Annotated in this window: 19 protein-coding genes; 8 read left to right on the top strand and 11 right to left on the bottom strand. The window is 65.6% G+C overall.

Annotated features, from left to right (window positions below):
• Positions 1-3: 3 nt before the first annotated feature.
• The 5 genes from ACH0AE_RS03730 to ACH0AE_RS03710 form a co-directional block, all read right to left on the bottom strand.
• Complete coding sequence (locus ACH0AE_RS03730) at positions 4-1,431, bottom strand: SGNH/GDSL hydrolase family protein (RefSeq protein ID WP_406875452.1); 1,428 nt, start codon at positions 1,429-1,431, stop codon at positions 4-6.
• Complete coding sequence (locus ACH0AE_RS03725; RefSeq protein ID WP_294442687.1) at positions 1,428-1,856, bottom strand: hypothetical protein; 429 nt, start codon at positions 1,854-1,856, stop codon at positions 1,428-1,430. The genes ACH0AE_RS03730 and ACH0AE_RS03725 overlap by 4 nt, the downstream gene beginning before the upstream one ends.
• 62 nt (positions 1,857-1,918) lie before the next feature.
• Positions 1,919-3,088, bottom strand: coding sequence for a glycosyltransferase (locus tag ACH0AE_RS03720; protein WP_294442686.1), 1,170 nt, complete (start codon positions 3,086-3,088; stop codon positions 1,919-1,921).
• The gene (locus tag ACH0AE_RS03715; protein ID WP_294442685.1) at positions 3,085-4,020 is read right to left on the bottom strand and encodes a glycosyltransferase family 2 protein; all 936 of its coding nucleotides are present in this window, start codon (positions 4,018-4,020) and stop codon (positions 3,085-3,087) included. Before ACH0AE_RS03715 ends, ACH0AE_RS03720 begins: the two co-directional genes overlap by 4 nt.
• Complete coding sequence (locus ACH0AE_RS03710) at positions 4,017-4,697, bottom strand: putative colanic acid biosynthesis acetyltransferase (RefSeq protein WP_406875451.1); 681 nt, start codon at positions 4,695-4,697, stop codon at positions 4,017-4,019. Before ACH0AE_RS03710 ends, ACH0AE_RS03715 begins: the two co-directional genes overlap by 4 nt.
• Positions 4,698-4,988: 291 nt before the next feature.
• Between ACH0AE_RS03710 and ACH0AE_RS03705 the strand changes: the two genes are divergently transcribed.
• Positions 4,989-6,221, top strand: coding sequence for a hypothetical protein (locus ACH0AE_RS03705; protein WP_294442683.1), 1,233 nt, complete (start codon positions 4,989-4,991; stop codon positions 6,219-6,221).
• Here ACH0AE_RS03705 and ACH0AE_RS03700 read toward each other — a convergent pair.
• The 3 genes from ACH0AE_RS03700 to ACH0AE_RS03690 all read right to left on the bottom strand — a co-directional run bounded on the left by ACH0AE_RS03700 (position 6,149) and on the right by ACH0AE_RS03690 (position 9,623).
• Positions 6,149-7,234 carry a glycosyltransferase family 4 protein gene (locus tag ACH0AE_RS03700; protein WP_294442682.1) on the bottom strand — a complete coding sequence of 362 codons (1,086 nt, stop codon included), beginning with the start codon at positions 7,232-7,234 and terminating at the stop codon, positions 6,149-6,151. The two genes, ACH0AE_RS03705 and ACH0AE_RS03700, sit on opposite strands and share 73 nt — an antisense overlap.
• On the bottom strand, positions 7,224-8,531 hold the full coding sequence (locus ACH0AE_RS03695; protein WP_294442681.1) for a lipopolysaccharide biosynthesis protein: 1,308 nt from the start codon (positions 8,529-8,531) through the stop codon (positions 7,224-7,226). Before ACH0AE_RS03695 ends, ACH0AE_RS03700 begins: the two co-directional genes overlap by 11 nt.
• A 126-nt stretch (positions 8,532-8,657) precedes the next feature.
• Entirely contained in the window at positions 8,658-9,623 is a 966-nt protein-coding gene (locus ACH0AE_RS03690; protein ID WP_294442680.1) for an alpha/beta fold hydrolase, read from the bottom strand.
• Between the two features lie 77 nt (positions 9,624-9,700).
• Here ACH0AE_RS03690 and ACH0AE_RS03685 point away from each other — a divergent pair, with 77 nt between their 5' ends.
• Entirely contained in the window at positions 9,701-10,390 is a 690-nt protein-coding gene (locus ACH0AE_RS03685) for a DUF2490 domain-containing protein (RefSeq protein ID WP_294442679.1), read from the top strand.
• Positions 10,391-10,516: 126 nt separating this feature from the next.
• On the opposite strand, the gene ctaD is transcribed toward ACH0AE_RS03685, so the two are convergent.
• Both ctaD and coxB read right to left on the bottom strand, forming a co-directional pair.
• Positions 10,517-12,193, bottom strand: a complete 1,677-nt coding sequence (ctaD, locus tag ACH0AE_RS03680; RefSeq protein ID WP_294442678.1) for a cytochrome c oxidase subunit I — start codon at positions 12,191-12,193, stop codon at positions 10,517-10,519.
• A 4-nt stretch (positions 12,194-12,197) separates the two neighbouring features.
• Positions 12,198-13,343 carry a cytochrome c oxidase subunit II gene (gene coxB, locus ACH0AE_RS03675; RefSeq protein ID WP_294442677.1) on the bottom strand — a complete coding sequence of 382 codons (1,146 nt, stop codon included), beginning with the start codon at positions 13,341-13,343 and terminating at the stop codon, positions 12,198-12,200.
• A 196-nt stretch (positions 13,344-13,539) separates the two neighbouring features.
• Between coxB and pyrE the strand changes: the two genes are divergently transcribed.
• The 6 genes from pyrE to maiA are packed head-to-tail and all read left to right on the top strand — an operon-like array spanning position 13,540 to position 17,932.
• Positions 13,540-14,124 carry an orotate phosphoribosyltransferase gene (pyrE, locus tag ACH0AE_RS03670; protein ID WP_294442675.1) on the top strand — a complete coding sequence of 195 codons (585 nt, stop codon included), beginning with the start codon at positions 13,540-13,542 and terminating at the stop codon, positions 14,122-14,124.
• A complete protein-coding gene (locus ACH0AE_RS03665; protein WP_294442674.1) occupies positions 14,124-14,855 on the top strand; it encodes a pyridoxine 5'-phosphate synthase in 732 nt (243 codons plus the stop codon). Before pyrE ends, ACH0AE_RS03665 begins: the two co-directional genes overlap by 1 nt.
• On the top strand, positions 14,852-15,277 hold the full coding sequence (acpS, locus tag ACH0AE_RS03660; RefSeq protein WP_294442673.1) for a holo-ACP synthase: 426 nt from the start codon (positions 14,852-14,854) through the stop codon (positions 15,275-15,277). Before ACH0AE_RS03665 ends, acpS begins: the two co-directional genes overlap by 4 nt.
• Positions 15,278-15,282: 5 nt before the next feature.
• Entirely contained in the window at positions 15,283-16,218 is a 936-nt protein-coding gene (gene lepB / locus ACH0AE_RS03655) for a signal peptidase I (RefSeq protein ID WP_294442671.1), read from the top strand.
• The gene (locus ACH0AE_RS03650) at positions 16,215-17,300 is read left to right on the top strand and encodes an AI-2E family transporter (RefSeq protein WP_294442669.1); all 1,086 of its coding nucleotides are present in this window, start codon (positions 16,215-16,217) and stop codon (positions 17,298-17,300) included. The genes lepB and ACH0AE_RS03650 overlap by 4 nt, the downstream gene beginning before the upstream one ends.
• A complete protein-coding gene (gene maiA / locus ACH0AE_RS03645) occupies positions 17,297-17,932 on the top strand; it encodes a maleylacetoacetate isomerase (RefSeq protein WP_294442668.1) in 636 nt (211 codons plus the stop codon). Before ACH0AE_RS03650 ends, maiA begins: the two co-directional genes overlap by 4 nt.
• On the opposite strand, the gene ACH0AE_RS03640 is transcribed toward maiA, so the two are convergent.
• Positions 17,919-18,998 (bottom strand): glycosyltransferase, encoded by a 1,080-nt coding sequence (locus tag ACH0AE_RS03640; RefSeq protein WP_294442667.1) that lies wholly within the window; start codon positions 18,996-18,998, stop codon positions 17,919-17,921. The two genes, maiA and ACH0AE_RS03640, sit on opposite strands and share 14 nt — an antisense overlap.

The raw sequence follows: 18,998 nt of genomic DNA, 5'->3' as shown, positions 1-18,998 counted from the left end.
GCATCAGGCGCCCGCCAGCACCGGCAGCACCTTGGCCCGGATCGCCTGCTCGATCCGCTGGGCATAATAATCGAAGCCGATCTCCGGCGGATGCACATTATCCGCGGCGACATAGAGCCCGCCATTGACCGTACCGCTCGGCACACCGCCGCCGCCATTGTTCCAGCTGCCCAGCACCCAGGGCGGCGATGCACCGCAAATGGGAACGAAGAAGGCCAGCGGGTCCCCTGACTGCGCAACCCCCGCCTGAACTGCCCCTTCCGCGGCCACGGCGCCTGCAACGTTGATCGACGGAACACCGACGACGATGATCGGCGCCGGTGTGCCGGCACGGATGGCCCGCATCGTCTGCAGCACTTCGGCCTGCAGCGCCGCCGGCGGATGATCGACATCGTTGGTGGAACCCATCAGCAGCAGCACGTCCGGAGCGAGCGCCAGCGCTTGCGGCACGCGCTGTCGGAAAGTGAAGAAGCCGGTCGGAGACGGGTTTAGATACCCCGTGCCGCCGATGGACAGGTTCCACGTGTCGCGCCACCCGAGCCGCTTCCCCAGCAGCTGCGCGATCGATCCCCCGGCGAGCCACGGCCCGTAGCTGGAGCCGGCATTGTAGCTGTCGCCGATCACCACCATGCGCGGCGTGCCGGCGCCGGCCGCGCTGACCGTCGAGGTCACAGGAACCTGTGCGCAGCCGAAGAAGGAGGCGCTCTTGCCCGTTTCCAGTTCGTAGCGCCGCAGCCGACGCCCGGTGCTACCCGTCCAGTCGATCACCATCCACTGGTCGTTGCCGCCCACCACATGGCTGCCCGGCATGAGATAACGGCCGCCGACGATCACGCGGACCTGCGCCGAATTCGCCGGTAGGAACAGCGCCAGCCGATCCGCGTCGCTTTCGAACACCACCGATGCGCCGGCCGACATGACCGTGCCGAGCTTCGCCTCGAACGTGCCGAGCGACCAGAAGGTCGATCGGTAAGGCGAGGGCGCGGCGCCGCGAACAGCGTAAGCGGCGGGGTAGGTCTCCGGCTGCCAATTGGGCCCGATCGACGGGCTGGCAGTGACGATGGAGACCGTGGGTGCGCCATCGCCCTGATCAGGAGCACGTGCCCCGCCAAGGCAGGTCCAATAGACACCGCTCCCGCCATCCGCGACATATTGCCCGCTGTTGGTGACCAACGGACCACCACCCGTTGCCGGCGTTGTACCGGCCAGACCGCACATGAACCAAAAGCCACCATTGGTGACCACCTGACCCACATTGTAGCTCGTGCTGGCGGCGTAGGCGGGCGGCGCGAGCCAGGGCGGGAGAACGACCGGGTTGCGGCCCTCGGCGGCATCTGCGGCGCGCAACAACCGGCCGTGCCGACTGCCCGCCGCGACGGCGCTGCGCGCACGAACGGCAACGCCGCGCGCTACCACGTCCACCGCGCTCATTGCGCCACCCGATACGCGAGCGTGCCGGACTGCAGGGCAACCGCGAGGAAGTAGCTCGCCGCCGCTTCCCTTTCCTCCGTCACGATCTCGTTGGCGTTACCAGTGAACCGGCCCCAGCGTTCGCCGCCGATCGTCAGCGGCAGCTTGGTCGCGCCGCCGTCCACCGATCGCACCAGCTCCACCGCTCCGGTCCACGCGCCCGAGAGTGTGACGCGGATCGGATGATCGAGCGCAGGCACGAATGGTCCAAAAACGCCGCTCGCCGTGGCGATGCCCGCCAAAGCAACCGTCGCCGCCTCCGCCGCCACCGAGCGAACGGGCAGCGGATTGGCCATGTTCACCGATACCGCGGGGCCGTCCACCGCGCCGAACGCCACTGCATATTGCGGGACAAAACCCGCCGGTACTTCCACCTCGACCGCCATCTAAGCCTCCGTTGCAGTTCTTGTTATGTTCCTGCCACAGACGGTCGCATGTAGGACAGCGGCTAGCGGATTTCGCGTTGGAGGAGGGTCATGAGTTCGGCTGCCGCGTGTTCGAGATCGAAGCGATGCTCGAAACAGTGCAAGGCCCTACCGCGCATCGCAGCGCGCTCCTCCGGCGAAAGCGCGAGAAAGCGGGTGAGCAGATGCGCCGTTCCGGCAAGCGTGTCCGGCGCGACGAGCCCGGCACCCTCCGCGAGCACTTCTCGCCAGATGTTCACCTGATCGCTGATTAGCACCGGCGTGCCATGCGCAAGCGCCTCGGCCACGGCGATGCCGAAATTCTCCTGGTGCGAGGGAAGGATGAAGGCTTCCGCGGCGCGAAGCGCACCTGCCTTTGCCTCCCCCTCGATCATGCCAGGGAAGTGGATGCGGTCGCTGAGGCCAAGCTTCTGCGCCGTCTCCTGCAGCGACGAGCCGAGCCCGGTCTGATCGGGCCCGGCAAGCACCAGATCGAGGTCCGGATGATGGGGCGCGATCTTGCCGAAAGCCTCTACCAGCAAGTCGCAACCTTTCTTGGGATGAAGGCGGCCGAGGTACAGCAGGTATCGGCAATCGCCGAGCGACGGGAAGAGGGCGCGAAAGGCCGCAGCGGAAGCGTCGCTGTGGCTCGGGCGCGGCGTGCCATAGGCAACCACGGTGCCGTTGACGCGGTACGGCCAGAATGCGCCTCGGGCACGGCACCTCTCCTCCTCGCTCGTGAACAATACGTGGCGTGCGCCGGCGAGCAGCCGACCCTCCGCCCACCACCAGGATGCCTGTTTTCCGAGGTGCTTGAGCGGCGCGGTACGCCGAAACCAGGGATCGAGCATCCCGTGCGGGAAGACGACATAGGGTATGTCGCTGCCCGCCAGCGCCCGCATCGCGCCACGCGCCGCATAGCGCCACAGGCCGGACACGATCACCGCGTCATAATCCCGCAGGTGCGCCGCCAGCCATGGCAGCATCGCCGGGCTATAACGGTAGCGCTCGGCCAGCCGCGTACCGCGTGACGGGCCAAGCGCGACGATGGTGCCAGGATAATCATGAAGGTGATGTTCATCCGGCGGATCGAGCGTCAGCAGATCCTGTTGGTGGCCGGCTCGCGACCAGATCTCGCCGACTTGCCGTGCGCCTTCGATCGGCCCGCCGGTGCGCGGATCCGCGCTGGTGATGATACGCAGGATCCGCGTCACGTCGCGGCGCCAAGGGTAAATCCGGACAGGCGCGAAAGGCAGGCGATCTGCTCGTCGCGCGACGTGCAGCGCGCCAGCGTCGGCCCCCACTCCGCAACCTTCGCCGCGACCAGGAAGCGATACCAGAAGCCTTGCAGCAGATGATAGACGAGGCCCGGCCGCCCATCGAGGAAGCCAAGCTGCACCACGTAGCGCTGGAGAAAATAGGTTAGTGGCCCCGCCCACAGCGGCAGTCGATTGTAGATGCGCAGCTTGATCCAATGCCGTCGCCGGGCCTGGCGGGTGGAGGGTGGCGGGGCGGCCTCGAACAGGCCGTGGCGTGCCGCCAGCACTTCCACCGCCTCGCGACTGGCGTAATCATTGTGTTTCGCGGTGAAGAAGCTGAGGTCCCCCAGGTTCATGTCCGCGAGACCGCCGCGCAACAGGATCGTGCGGCCGCCGTGGACGACCACGTGCTCATCCATCCAGCGCTGTTGCACTCGCCCGCTGCCCGTGCGCCACAGCCGCACCAAGCGCAGCGGGTAACGGCCGCCATGCCTGATCCAGCGTCCCATGAAGATATGCTTGCGATCGACCTCAGCACCGCAGACATCGGGTGGCAGATCGGGCAGGCGTCGCGCAATTTCATCCGCGAGGTCAGCTTCGACCACTTCGTCGGCGTCCAGCCGCATCGTCCAGTCGGTGGTGATGTCGCCATGATCGAGCGCCCATTGCAGCTGCGCCGCATGGCTGACGAAGGTGTGCTGGATCACGCGCGCACCGAGCGCCTGCGCCAGTGTAACAGTCGCATCGCTGGAGAAGCTGTCGATAACTAGGATCTCGCGCGCGATATTCCGAACGCTCTGGATGGCGCGCGCGATGTGATGCGCCTCGTTGAAGGTGAGGATGACCACCGTGAGGTCAGGCGGCTCGCCCGCCGCGGCGGTAATCATGCAGTAGCGACGAAGCGAATTCGGCGCTGCCGCACCACGCGTGCCGGATTACCGCTACATACCGTCCACGCGGCGACATCTCGCATCGCGCAGGCGCGCGCGCCCAGCACTGCCCCTTCCCCAATGCTCACGCCCGGCCCGACGAAAGCCTCCGCAGCAATCCAGGCGCGTGCGCCGATGACGATCGGGCGTACGCGGAGCTGGAAGGCTGAATCCTCGATATCATGTGTCCCGGCGCATAGATGGGCACCCTGGGAGACCACGGCGTGTGCACCGATCCGGATCGGGGCCATCGCATAGATCGTCGCGCGCGGCCCGATCGCGGCATGATCGTCCATGATGAGGTTGCCAGGCGACCAGATGCGCGCACTGCCATAGACATTGGCGGTTGGGGCTATCGAAGCGCCGAACAGCCGTAACAAGACACGGCGCCACGCCCGGAACCCTGGTGGCGTCCACGCGGCAAGGAGACACCAAGTAACGATCCAGACCGCGCGATAGAGCCGATTGCCGAGCGTGAAGCTGGCGCCGCCCTCCCACGAACGCGCCATGTGGCCGTCAAGCGGCCGCCCCATCCTATTGGCGTGACGAATCATGCAAGCTCCCCGCAGAGGTTTGTAGGTGCTGTTGAGAACAGCAGCAACAGTTATGGTTAATCTGGCGTGACGTAGCGCCATCTAGCCTTTACGGTGCGAGCAAGGACGCGGGGAGGTTCAGCGCCGATGAGGGTTGTTTATGTTATATACAGCGTTTCTCTTGCTCTTATTTTTTTCGCGCAGCTCATGCTCGGCGCGGATATTCCCGTTCTATTATCACTCGTGATCGTTGCAGCATGCGCGCTTATTCCGTTGCAGATGCGCGGGTGGCGCATTTCGGACGGCCTTTATGCAGTGATGTGCGTTTATTTTGGAACCGCCAGCCTGATCGTGAAGACAGCGGCGATGCAGCCGGTGCAATCGAATCTTCGGATGCCGGAACTCTCCGCGGGATTGCTGCTCGCCGGCTTTGCCTCGATCAGCATTGGTTATTTGGGGAGCCATCTGGTGCGGCAGCCGTGGCGGATCGAGCATGATTTGCACGGGATCACCGCCGCGCCGGTCAATCTCGCCCGACTTGCACTACCGACATTCACGCTCGGCGCCGTTCTCTACTTTCTGCAGACGCAGATGCGGCCACTCGCCAGCAACGGTGGCTTCGAGACGAGCGGGTTCGGTGGCTTCGGTGCCTTCTACCCGCTGCTGCTGCTTGGCGCCGCGATGCAGACGGCGCTGATCGCCAGCCACCCAGGGCAGCTAGGCCACAAGGCCCGGCTAGGCCTGATGACGATCGTCATCGTAGCGCTGACGCTGGCGGACAACACGAAGCGCACCTTGTTCGATTTCGTGATGGTAGTCGGCGTTACTTTCCTAGCCTTTGGCGTGCGGCCCAGACTGCGGTGGATCGTGCCGCCGGCGGCGGCTGCTCTGATCGCGATCGTCTATGTCGTGCCCGCGATCCATATCGTGCGGATGCAGCCTGACGTGCGGAGCATCAGCCGGATTGCGGCGACCTTCGAAGTCATTCGTAACGCGGGGTTCGACCCCGTCGAACTGTCGCAGCGCGCCGATGCGATTGCCGCGGGCTACCACCTGACGTACCGCGACAGTTACGTTTACCCGCTGACGTGGAACACGGAACGTTTCACAATGATCCAACCGATCGACCAAGTGGCGCGAAAGCTGGAGGAACGGGGTACCATGGGCGGCGCGGATCTGTGGCGCGACGCCGCGGAAACGCTATTGCCGTCGTTCCTGCTCACGAAGACGCTCGCTACCGCGCCTGATCGGATCGCCTGGCATTACGGGTTTCGCGCGAAAGGATCGATCGCGCGCCCGGTCGTCGGGCTGATTGCGAGCAGCCTTGCGGCCTTCGGCCTCGCGGGCGTGCTGCTGCTGCCCGGGCTGACGGTGGCGTTCACGTTCATCATGCTGGACGGCATTGGCGGACGAATGGTGAGCAACTGCTGGGCGAGCTTCGTATTCGCGTCCACAACGTTCCTCGCGGAACGGGAGGTCAGCACCATGCTGTCGTTCTTCTGCCGCGGCTACCTGTTCCTGCTGATCGTCGCGGGAGCGCTGTTACTGCTCGGCTATCGCAGGGTGCCGCGTGCGTCAGCGCCCAGCAACGCGCCCAGATTGGCGACGAACGCTTCGGCAGAATAGAGGCGCGCGACCTTCTCGTGCCCGGCAGTCGCCATCCGCGCCGCCAAGTTTGAATCCCGAAGCAACGTGACGAGAGCATCGGCCAGCGCCGGCACATCATGCGGATCGACGGTGAGGCCATCGACGCCGTTCTCGATCACATCGGGCGCAGCGCCGAACTGCGAGCCGACGACCGGGAGGCCAGCGGCCCATGCTTCGAGGAAGACGATGCCAAATCCCTCTTTCGACGAGGGCAGGCAGAAAACCGCCGCGTTGTTGAAGGCATCGGCAAGGCCGGCGGCGTCCACTGCACCCGACAGCGTGACGCGATCACCTACGCCCAATTCCTTCGCAAGCGCCTGCAGGCGACCACGCAGGGCGCCCTCACCCACGACCCGCAGCCGTGCGGCAGGAACCTCGGCCAGCACCCGCGGCATGGCCTCGATCAAGCGATGGATATTCTTCTCATGCTCACCGGCGCCAAGCCGCGATACCGAAAGGATCGTGGATCCTTGCTTCGGCCCGACAGGTGTTGACGGAAGGTCGACCGCGTTTGGGAAATGCGTGAAGCTCGCGTCGGCGATATCGAATGCCTGCATCATCCGATTCCGCGAATAGCGACTGACGATCGCTATCTGGTCCACCAGCCGGCGCAGCAGCAACGTATCTCGCGCGCGAGCGGGGCGATACGCAGGATCGCCCCACACCTCGATGCCGTGCGCGAACAGGATCACCCGCCCCCGCGGACGAAGCATACGATAGAGCGCGGCGATCGGGAGCAAGTTGATGTGACCAAGCAGCAACATATCCGTGCTGCGCGCCCGAGATGACACGGCCCTCAAAAGGCCAAGAAAGCTGCCGCAGAGCGCTTCGGTCTCCCCCTCGCCCTCCGGATCGGCGTACATGATCACGCCGGCTTCCACCGACAGTTGCCGAAGCGCGCCGCTCAACCGACGGTTGAAACCCTGGATGCCGCCATGCCCCATCGCGGAGAGGCCAACGAACAGGACCCGCGGCACGCGTTCACGCGCCATGGTTGGTCTTTTTCAGGACCAGCAGGCAGAGCGGGATCATTGCCAGTTGCGCGGCGAGCACGCTGCACGCGATCCCCGTGAGCCCGTACGCCCGGCTCAGCGCGGGACCTCCGGCCAGCGCGACGAGCGCAATGATGAGGAAGCCGAAGGTGGCCCGTCCGTGCCGATTGACCGCAGAGATCGGCGTGAACAGGGCGGACCAGAAGAGTTCCGCCGTCACACCCATCAGTAGGATGAAGAAGAAGGGCTGCTGCACCGCAACATTGCCGTGCGTCAGGAGCCGCAAGCCCCAGGGGGCAAGCACCAAGAGCGCCACGATATAGATCGCACCGAGGATCAGCGTCGCCCCGACCTGCGTCCTGATCAGGCGCGCGAATCCGATCCAGTCGCCGGCGCCCGCGAGGGCGGAAAACTCGCTCACGACGCTGTTGTTGAGCATGTTGCCAGCCGACGTGCCAAGGCGCGCGAGCGTGCGGGATGTCGACAGGACGACCACAGCCGACGCTCCCAACGTGCCGCCGACAATGATAACGGGCCCCTGGATGAGCAGCGCCTGACCAAGCGGCATCGCCATATAGGCGAACGCCAGAGGCGCGATCCGACGCAGTTCCGCCACCGAGGCTTGAGCGAAGCCGAAGCGCAGCCATGCCGAGCGCACGTGGAGCCAGTGGCTGGCAAGCACGATGAACAACAGACGGCTCAGCAACGCCGCCCCCGCTGCCGCGATCACACCCCCCCCTCCCAGTGCCGCGAGCGCAATCGCAGCGCCCTCCCCGAGGCGCGCGGTCGCGGCCCAGCCAGCCTCGCTGGCGGGCCGATTCTCTGCTCGAATCCCGGCGCAGATCAGGAGAAACAGCTGGTAGAGCAGCACGTTCGCGGTAAGCAGCAGGAGCACGCCACTGACAGCGCCTGCACCAAGCGCGTTGATCCGCAGAACCGCGCGAACATCGACGACCACGAAGATGAGCGCGGCAACGACAAAAAGCAGCGGAAGCGCAATGCTGAGTAGCGCAAGAATGCTCTGGAACGTGCGCAATGCGCCGTCGCGCCGGCCAGCGGCCACAGCCATCACCATCTCGTTCTTGGCGACGAAGGTGAAGCCGAGGTCGCTGAAGGTAAGGAAGAACGGGATCGCCGCCAGAACCAGCCAGGCGCCGTAAACATCCGCGCCCCAGGCATCGAGCAACAACGGCACGAGTGCGAGCTGAACGACGATCGTGACGACCTGGCCATAAGCCTGCGCCGACAGCGTCCGCCCGAGCCGCAGCGTGGCGGCGCGATCGAGCGAACCGATCACCTGCCGCCGTGCCGGCTGATCACCGCCATCCTGCCCCCCGCCTGTTGCCCCAAACGAAGCTGCGCGGTTTGTGAGCGCAGGACAAGCGTTGATCTCGACCGGCAGTTGGCGAGGGCCGCCGAGCGGCTAGTTCAGCCGCTTGAGCCAATCGAGAAGCAACCGGTTCACTTCCTCCGGCCGCTCCTGCTGGGTCCAGTGACCACACCCTTCCAGCATATGTCCTTCAACGTTCGGGACGTGCGGACGCATGATCGCGATCGGATCGGCAATCGCGCCAAAGCCGGTGCTGGCCGGGTCCTTCGTGCCACCGATGAACAGCGCCGGCTGCTCGATCTTGCGGTCACGAAACTGCTGCAGCCAGGCCCAGTCACGCTCGTGATTGCGATAGCGGCTGATCGGGCCGAAGAAGCCGGAGCCTTCGAACTCCGCGACATAGTAATCCAGATCCTCCGGCGTCATCCACTCGGGGAACTTGCCCGGATCGACCATGCCTTCCAACAGCGTCGCGTCTGCGGCCTTAGTCGGCCACGTCCCTTCGGGCGCATCGCCAGCGATGCCGAAATAGAATTTGCGCAGGAAATCGCGCACGTCGCGCTCCGCCTCTTCCTCCGGCGGACCCACCTTCTGGAACCATTCCTGATAGAAGAAGCGGTTCTTCTTCGTGAACGCCTCGCGGAAGATCTCGGTGAATGGGCGCGCAGGCACGCCCGTGTAGGGGACCGAAAGCGCCGCGATGGCGGAGAACTGCTCCGGCCGCGTCAGCGCGGAATTCCACACCTGCGGCGCGCCCCAATCGTGGCCGACGAGGATCGTCGGGCGATCGGGCTGAAGCGTTTGCGCAACGGCCGCGATGTCAGCGACCAGTTCCTCCATCGCGTAGGCCTCGATCGTCTTCGGCTTGTCCGATCCGCCATAGCCGCGCACGTCGATTGCCGCAGCGGTAAATCCCGCGTCCGCAATCGGACCCATCTGGTGACGCCAGGAATACCAGCTTTCCGGAAATCCATGCACCATCAGCACCAGCGGCCCCTCGCCTTCGATGGCGGTGCGGATCGTCGACCCACCGGTGTCGATCATGCGGAAGGTCGGCATCATGTTCTCCCCAACGTTTTGTTGCTCTGTCGGCGCAAACCATGACGCAGCCGCCGTGGCAGGGCTAGAGTGAGCGCATGCGACCACGTCATCTTTTCTTCGCCGCTGCTGCAATCACCACCGTGCTTCCAGGCGTCGCACGCGCTCAGACGAGCCATGACGAGGGGGCCTGGATCAACGCGACGGTGATGGGGCCCATCAGCGGTCGCTTGGTGTTCTTTGCGGAGGTCCAGCCGCGCGTCACCGATGGCGTATCACGCCTGTCGCAGGTGCTGCTGCGCCCGGCGATCGGCTGGCAGGTGTCGAAGGACCTGACGCTCTACCAGGGCTATGCCCATGTCATCGAGCCGCTGGCGGACGGGCCGGATCGCAACGAGGATCGATCGTTCCAGCAGGCGACGTGGAACGTCGGCAAGATCGGGAAGCTGGAGGTGCAATCGCGCACCAGGCTCGAGCAACGGTGGCGCTCGGACGGTAACGGCATGTCGCTTCGCGCACGCCAGATGGTCCGACTTGAGTATCCGTTGCGCCCCGGTGCGCAACGCTTGGCGCTGCTTGGCTCCACCGAGGCGTTCGTCGGGCTGAAATCCGCTGACTGGGGCGGCAGCAAAGGCTTCGACCAGATCCGCACGTTCGCGGGGTTTGAAATTCCGATCGGCGGCACCTCCACGGTGGAAGCGGGCTATCTCAACCAGACGCGGGACGCACCGGGCCGACAGGTGGCGATGGCCCATGTCGCATCGCTGACGCTGTTTCTACGCCTCTAGGGCGCAGCCCCTCCTTACCGGCCGGGCAGCCAAGCCCGCCATCGTCGCAAATGAAAGCGCCCCGTGAGTTTCCTCGCGGGGCGCTTCCGTTTTGTCATCGAGCGTGTCGACGATCGAAGATCAGGCTCAGTGCTTGGAGTCCTCGATCACCGGCAGCGTCTCGAACTGGTGATACGGCGGCGGCGAGGAGAGCGTCCACTCCAGCGTCGTCGCGCCTTCACCCCAGGGATTGTCCGGGGCCTTCTTGCCCGCGATCAGCGACCAGATCACGTTGACGAAGAAGATTGCCATGCCGACGGCCATGATCTCGTAGCCGTGCGTCGCGAACTGGTTCCAGTACGCATAGGCGTCCGGATAGTCCGGGTAACGACGCGGCATGCCCTGCAGGCCGAGGAAATGCATCGGGAAGAACAGCATGTTCACGCCCAGGAAGAACACCCAGAAGTGCAGCTGGCCGAGGTACTCGTTGTACATCTTCCCGAACATCTTCGGGAACCAGTAGTAGAAGCCCGCGAACAGAGCGAACACGGCGCCGAGCGAGAGCACGTAGTGGAAGTGTGCCACCACGTAATAGGTGTCGTGCATGTAATCGTCGACGCCGCCGTTGGCGAGGACGACGCCCGTCACGCCCCCGACGGTGAACATGAAGATGAAGCCGATCGCCCAGGTCATCGGCGTCTTGAAGGTGAGCGAGCCACCCCACATCGTCGCGATCCACGAGAAGATCTTGATGCCCGTCGGCACCGCGATGACCATCGTCGCGGCGGTGAAGTACATCTTAGTGTTCACGCTGAGGCCGGTGGCGAACATGTGGTGCGCCCACACGACGAAGCCGACCACACCGATGGCGACCATCGCGTAGGCCATGCCGAGGTAACCGAAGACCGGCTTGCGGCTGAACGTCGCGATGATGTGGCTGATGATGCCGAAGCCCGGCAGGATCATGATGTACACTTCGGGGTGACCGAAGAACCAGAACAGGTGCTGGTAGAGAATCGGATCGCCACCACCGGCCGGATCGAAGAAGGTCGTACCAAAGTTACGATCGGTGAGCAGCATGGTGATCGCCGCAGCAAGAACCGGCAGCGAGAGAAGCAGCAGGAACGCGGTGACGAGAACCGACCAGGCGAACAGCGGCATCTTGTGCAGCGTCATGCCCGGGGCACGCATGTTGAAGATCGTGGTGATGAAGTTGATCGCGCCCAGGATTGACGAAGCGCCGGCCAGGTGGAGCGAGAGGATGCCCATGTCGACCGAAGGCCCTGGCTCACCATAAGTGGAGAGCGGCGCGTACACCGTCCAGCCCGTGCCTGCACCGGCGCCGAAGAACGGCGAGGCGAGGAGCAGCAGGAAGGCCGGGATCAGAAGCCAGAAGCTGATGTTGTTCATGCGCGGGAACGCCATGTCCGGCGCACCGATCATGATCGGAACGAACCAGTTGCCGAACCCGCCGATCATCGCCGGCATCACCATGAAGAACACCATGATGAGACCGTGCGCCGTGATCATGACGTTCCACAGGTGGAGCGCTTCGTCGAACGTGCCCGGGCCGTGCAGCATGGCGAGCCACGTCGGCAGATACTGAATGCCCGGATCGCGCAGTTCGACGCGCATCAGGCCGGAAATCGCGCCGCCGATGATCCCCGCGACGATCGCGAAGATCAGATAGAGCGTGCCGATGTCCTTGTGGTTCGTGGACATGAACCAGCGCTGGAAGAAACCGGGCTTGTGATCCGCGTCATGGTGATGCGCGTGATCGCCGTGCGCCTGGAAGGCGGAGGGGTGAAGAGCGGTGTCGGTCATGATCTTAGCGTCCCGTGTCGCCGGTGCCGCCCGGGTTGCCGGTGGCGCCTTGCGGGGAAGTGGGAGAGGTGCCGGTCGCGTTGACGACCGGGCCCGTAGCGTTCGACGCGGCAGCGGCATCCTCGACCGCGGCGGCCGAGTTGTCGGCGCCCGGCTGCGGGATCACGGACGACGACGGTTCGGCCGCGCCCGGCATCTTGCCACCCTTGGCAGCGATCCACGCCGCGAACTCGGCCGGCGGCACCGCCTCGACGGCGATCGGCATGTAGGCGTGGCGCGCGCCGCACAGTTCCGAGCACTGGCCGAAGTAGAGGCCCGGCTTCTCGATGGTGAAGCTGGTCTCGTTCAGACGGCCCGGAACGGCGTCGAGCTTGATCCAGAACGCCGGCATCGCCCAGCTGTGGATCACGTCGTTCGCCGTGGTGATCAGGCGGATCGGCACGCCGACCGGCAGCACCACGCGATTGTCGATAGCGAGGAGACGGGGACCATCAGCGTCGGTGCGGAAACGCTCACCGGCGGCGACCTCATTCTTCTCCTTCAGCATGTTGGCGGTGATCTCGATCCCGCCATGATCCGGATACTGGTAGCTCCAGTACCATTGGTTGCCGATCGCCTTCAGCGTGACGGCACCGGCCGGAGCCGGCTTGAACTGCGCCGAGAGGAGGCCGATCGACGGCACGGCGATGGCGACCAGGATCAGCACCGGAACGAGCGTCCAGACGACCTCGATCATGGTGTTGTGGCTGGTCTTCGACGGCACCGGGTTGCGAGCGCGGCGATAGCGGATCGAGACATAGACCAGCAGCGCGAGCACGAGCAGACAGATGATCGTGATCAGCGGCAGGAGGATGCGATCATGGAACCAGTGCGCGCGGCGACCATTTTCGGTCACCTGCGGCTGGATCGTCATCAGGCCGTCGGTCGGCTGTCCCAGCATCGGCTTCGCCGTCATGGCAGGCGCGCCGTCCATGGCGAGGACCGGGGCAGACGGGGCGGTATCCGCCGTCACGTTGCCCGTATCCGCCGAGTTTCCGATCGCCGTCGCCGCTTCAGCGGTGGCATTGCCCGCCGGCTGGGCGGCGGCCGGGGCGAGCCCCGCCAGCGCGAGCCCCGCGGCCAGCATCACTCCCTTAAACGCGCTTCTCATCGTTTTGTCGTTACCCCTGCTCGTCCCGGCCGACGCCAGCGCCATGCCGCGCGGAATCCGTCCATCGGGCGGCCTATACGCAGGGCACCCCTGCGCCTCAAGCACGCAAGCGGCATTATTTGGCGCCGGACGGCCACGTTCCGTTGCACAGGCGCCACAGCAACCGTATCTCGCCGGCAAGACGAAAGGGCGAATTGTGACTGAAGACGAGGTGTTGGCCGAATTCCGCGCGGCGGATGCGTTGCTCGAAGGCCATTTCATCCTTTCATCCGGACTGCGGTCCTCGCGCTACCTGCAGTGCGCGCGCGTGCTGATGGACCCGCGCCGCGGTGCGCGGCTGGCCGAAGCACTTGCCGCGCAGATCCCGGCCGAACTTCGCGAGCGGATCACCGCCGTGGTATCGCCGGCGATGGGCGGCGTCATTGCCGGGCACGAGATGGCGCGCGCTCTCGGCGTCCCCGCGATGTTTGTCGAACGCCCCACTGGCACCTTCGAACTGCGCCGCGGTTTCCGCCTCGAGCTAGGCCAGGAAGTGCTGATGATGGAGGATGTCGTCACCACCGGGCTTTCCAGTCGGGAGGCGATCAAGGCGATCGAGGCCGCGGGCGGGCGGGTGATCGCCGGCGCAGCGCTGGTCGACCGATCGAACGGCAGCGCCGACATCGGCGTCCCGTTCTTCCCGCTGATCCGGCTCGACGTGCCCACCTATGACCCCGATGCCTTGCCGCCGGAACTGGCCGCGATTCCGGCGATCAAGCCGGGCAGCCGGGCGGCGGCCTGATGCCGCCCCGCCCGCTTCGCCTCGGCGTCAACATCGATCATGTCGCGACCGTGCGGAATGCGCGGGGCGGCGAATATCCCGATCCGGTGCGCGCGGCGCTGCTCGCCGCCGACGCCGGCGCAGACGGCATCACCGCCCATCTGCGTGAGGACCGTCGGCACATTACCGACGAGGACATCGCACGGCTGATGGACGCGCTGGACATCCCGCTCAACCTCGAGATGGCAGCGACCGAGGAAATGCTGGCGATCGCGCTTAAGCATCGCCCGCATGCCGTTTGCATCGTTCCGGAAAAGCGCGAGGAGCGCACCACCGAAGGTGGCATTGACGCTGCGGGTCAGCACGATCGGCTGGCACCGCTCGTCGCGGCACTGAACGACGCCGGCTCGCGCGTGTCGCTGTTTATCGAGCCGGACGCCCGGCAGATCGACGCCGCAGCCCGGCTGCGCGCGCCGGTCGTGGAGCTTCACACCGGCCGCTATTGCGAACTGCAGGGCCCGGCACGGGCGGAGGAGCTTCGCCGACTAACCGACGCAGCGGCGCTCGCGGCGAAGAACGGCATCGAGGTGCATGCAGGACACGGCCTCACCTTCGACAATGTCGCGCCCGTCGCCGCGATTCCGCAAGTGGTGGAGCTCAACATCGGCCACTTCCTGATCGGCGAAGCGATCTTCGTCGGGCTCGACGCAAGCATCCGGCAAATGCGCGCGGCGATGGACGCCGCCCGGTGATCATCGGGATGGGCGCGGATCTCTGCAATATCGAGCGGATCCAGACGTCTCTGACCCGGTACGGCGCGCGCTTCGAGGAGCGCATCTTCACCGCCGGCGAACAGGAACGCGCCCGCAGCCGGCCGTTCACCGCCGCCGGCACTTATGCGAAGCGTTTCGCCGCGAAAGAGGCTTTCTCCAAGGCGATCGGCACCGGCTTTCGTGGCGGTGTGACGATGAAGGATATCGAGGTCGTCACCGACGCGGCGGGTGCCCCCGCGCTAACACTGACGGGCGGCGCACGCGCCCGGCTGGCGGCAATGACGCCGGCGGGGCATAAGCCGCGTATTCACCTGACCTTGACCGACGATCATCCTTGGGCGCAGGCCTTCGTGATCATCGAAGCGGTCGCGGCATCAGACCGATTTTCTCCAACCGAGTGAATGATGTGGCCGAGGACGTGGCGTTGACGGGCAAACCAGCAGCCGACGAGGGGCCGAGGCGTCCCGCGCGCGGATTGGACTGGTGGGGCGAGGCAAAGGGCCTCTTCTGGCTCATCCTCGCTGTCCTCGGCTTTCACAGCTTCATCGCCAAGCCGTTCTACATCCCCAGCGAATCGATGCTCCCGGGCCTAGAAGTGGGCGATCGCCTGATCGTGTCCAAGTTCGCCTATGGCTGGTCGTTCGTATCGCCGACCGTCCCCAATCCGGTGGCGATCTTCGAAGGGACGGTGCTGCACAAACCGGTGGAAAGCTGGTCGTTCCAGTTGCCGGCATGGCAGGGCCGCATCTGGGGGAAGATGCCGGAACGCGGCGACGTGGTGATCGTGACCCCGCCCGGTCAGACCAGCGACTATATCAAGCGGGTGATCGGGCTGCCGGGCGACACCTTGGAGGTCCGCGGCGGCACCGTGATCCTGAACGGGAAGCCGCTGGCACGCGGGCCGCTCCACTACAAGGACCTGCCAGTCGACGCCAATGCGACCTGCGATCAGTGGCAATATCCGGATGCGCGTGTGACGCGGGCGGACGGCACGACTGTGTGCCGCCTGCCGATCGTCACCGAAACCAACCCCGAAGGCCGCCGCTATGACACTGTTGAGCTCGGGGCGAGCCCGGGCGACGATTATGGCCCGGTCAAGATCCCGGCCAATCACGTCTTCCTGATGGGCGACAATCGCGACCGCTCCGCCGACAGCCGCTTCGCGCTGGGCGGCACCGAAAAGGGCCTTGGCGGCGCGGTGCCCTGGGAGAATATCGGCGGCCGCGCGGAGTTCATCACTTTCTCGGTCGATGGATCGGCGACCCTCAATCCGCTGAGCTGGTGGTCATCGCTTCGACCGGGCCGCGCCGGCACGTCACTGAGGCCAGAGGAGACCCGATGAGCCAAGACCAGGTCCGCGTCGTCAAGGGCGCCAGCCCAAGCGAGGTGCACGATCCCGCCACCCGGCGCGAGATCAAGCGGGCCGCGGTGTGGCTTGGGATGGCATCGGCGATCGCGCTCGTCGTGCTGCTCATCCAGCCGCTGCTGATCATCTTTGCAGGCCTCGTCTTCGCCTCCTTGCTCGATGGCGGCGTGCGGCTGCTGAACCGGGTGCTGCCGATCGGGCGCAGCTGGCGGCTGCTGATCGTCTGCGTTCTGACAATCGTCTTCCTGCTCGGCACCTTCTATCTCACCGGCGTTCAGGTCGCGGAGCAGATCTCGCAGCTGCGCACGACACTCGAGGCGCAGACGGTGAAGCTGACGACGTGGCTCACAAGCCAGGGCCTGATGCCGGGCGCGTCCGACATCAGCAGCGTCGCACGCCAGGCGCTGAGTTCGGTCGGTCGGCTGACCTCCTGGGTCGGCAGCGCGTTCGGCGCGCTCACCACCATGTTCATGATCATCGTGATCGGCCTGTTCGTGGCGATGGATCCCAGGGTCTATGATCGCGGGCTGCAGTGGATGATCCCGGAGGAGCATCGCACCGAGTTCGCCCTCACCATCACGCGCATGGGGACGACGCTGCGCCGGCTGCTGTTCGGGCGGATCATCGGCATGGTGGCGGAGGGTGTGCTCACCTGGGTTGCGCTGATGATGGGCGGGGTCCCGATGGCGATGATCCTCGGCATCCTGACCGGCGTGCTCGCCTTCATCCCGAATATCGGCGCGTTCGTCTCCGGCGCGCTGATGGTGGCTGTGGGCTTCTCGGCCGGCGTCGACACCGGGATCTGGGCCATCGGTACCTACGTGATCGTCCAGACGTTCGACGGTTATGTGCTGATCCCGATGGTCGCGAAGCGCACCGTCGATATGCCGCCGGCGCTGACGCTGGGCGCGCAGATCCTGGCCAGCGCATTGTTCGGCATCCTGGGCCTTGCGCTTGCCGACCCGATGACGGCGCTGATCAAGACCGCGATGGAGCGCCGCAGCGAGATCGAGGAAGAACGCGACGACGACAACACCCCGGAAGCGGCCATGGTATGAACATCGTCCTCCACGATTACTGGCGATCCTCCGCTTCTTACCGGGTCCGGATCTGCCTCAACCTGAAGCGCGTCTCCTACGAAACGCTGCCGGTGAACCTGCTGACGGGGGAGCAGGCCGGCGCGGAAAACCGCGCGATCAATCCGCAGGGCTTCGTGCCGACGTTGAGGGTTGATGGTCGGCCGCTGGTGCAGAGCCTCGCGATCGTCGACTGGCTGGATGCCAACTTCCCCGAACCGCCGATGGTATCGAAGGACCCGTTCGAGCGATCCGGCCAGCTCGCCCGCGCGCTGGTGATCGCCGCGGATATCCATCCGATCGACAATCTGCGCGTGCTGAAGCGGCTGGAGACCCAGTTCGGCGCCGATCAAGCGGCGAAGGACGATTGGTATCGCCACTGGATCGCGGAGGGCCTGGCCGCGCTGGAGGAGATGGCGGCGCCATTGCCCGGCCCGTTCCTTGGCGGCGACGGGCCGGACATCGCGGACCTGTGCCTTGTCCCCCAGATGGCGAACGCGCGCCGTTTCGCGCTTCCGCTCGACGCCTATCCACGGCTTCTGACGGCAGAAGAGGCGAACCTTGCGCTGCCCGAGGTGCAGGCTGCAGCCCCCGACCGCGTCAAGCCCGCCTGAGCGAATCGAAGAGCTCAAGGTAGCGCAGCGCCGAATCAGCACCGGGCGGCGGCACCGGCGCCGGGCGCGCCGCGCCGTCCAGCCAATGATCCAGCGCCGCGATGAGCGCATCAGGATCATCTCGCGCCACGATGGTGCCGAGGACCGGCGAGACCACGATTTCTGCCACTGCCGGCGACGCATCGGTCGCCACCACCGGCGTGCCGACCGACAGGGCCTCTCGCAACACGCCCGGCACCCCCTCGAAGTCCGACGACAGCGCCACCACCGCCGCATTCGCCATCGCCCCGAGCGGATCGCGGACATGGCCCGGCATGATGAGCCGATCCGCGATGCCGAGTGTTTGAGCCTGCGCCATCAGCGCGGCGCGCTCCTCTCCCTCACCCAGGATGACCAGCGGCACTTGCCGATCCCGTAATCGCGGCACGGCGGCAACGAGGCGGTCCCAGCGCTTCTGCCGGGCAAGCCGCCCGACGCCGAGGATGTAGCGCGGGGGCAACTGCACAGGTGCCCCACTGGGGATCGGCCGGGCCGGCGGATTGGGGATCACCACCACATCCTCGGGCGCCAGCCGCATTGCCGCCGCAATTGCCGCAGCACTCGCCGCGCTCATCCCCACCACTCGATCGAGAAATAGCGGATGGAGGAGAAGCCAGGCGGCGTGACCGGCGGCTAGCGCGACATGATGATCGGGTCGGCGGATTGCATTCGACACTTTCCCGACGATCGGCGGGCAGGCTCCCCTCAACCGTAGCCGTGTCCATGCCGCCACACTCGTATAATGGCTCCCGGCGCAGAAAATGACGTCTGGCCTGATTGTCCGCACATGCCGGGGTAGTGCGAACAACGCACGATAAGTGGCTGATCCAAGCGGCACGACGTCGACATCTTCAGCGACCTCGGCGGCCAATGGGCCTCGCGGGTCGGCGACCACCAGCGTTACCCTTCGCCCCGCCTCCACCCAGGCGCCAGCCAGCCGTAGAAGCGCACGCTCCACCCCGCCGCCTTTGAAGCTTTGCGCATATCCAAGGATGTGGTGAGCCGCCGTCATCTTGAAGCCCGTCAT

The sequence above is a fragment of the Sphingomonas sp. 179-A 2A2 NHS genome (assembly GCF_045371305.1).
Taxonomy (GTDB): Bacteria; Pseudomonadota; Alphaproteobacteria; order Sphingomonadales; family Sphingomonadaceae; genus Sphingomonas.
This window is presented reverse-complemented; position numbering and strand designations above follow the sequence as displayed.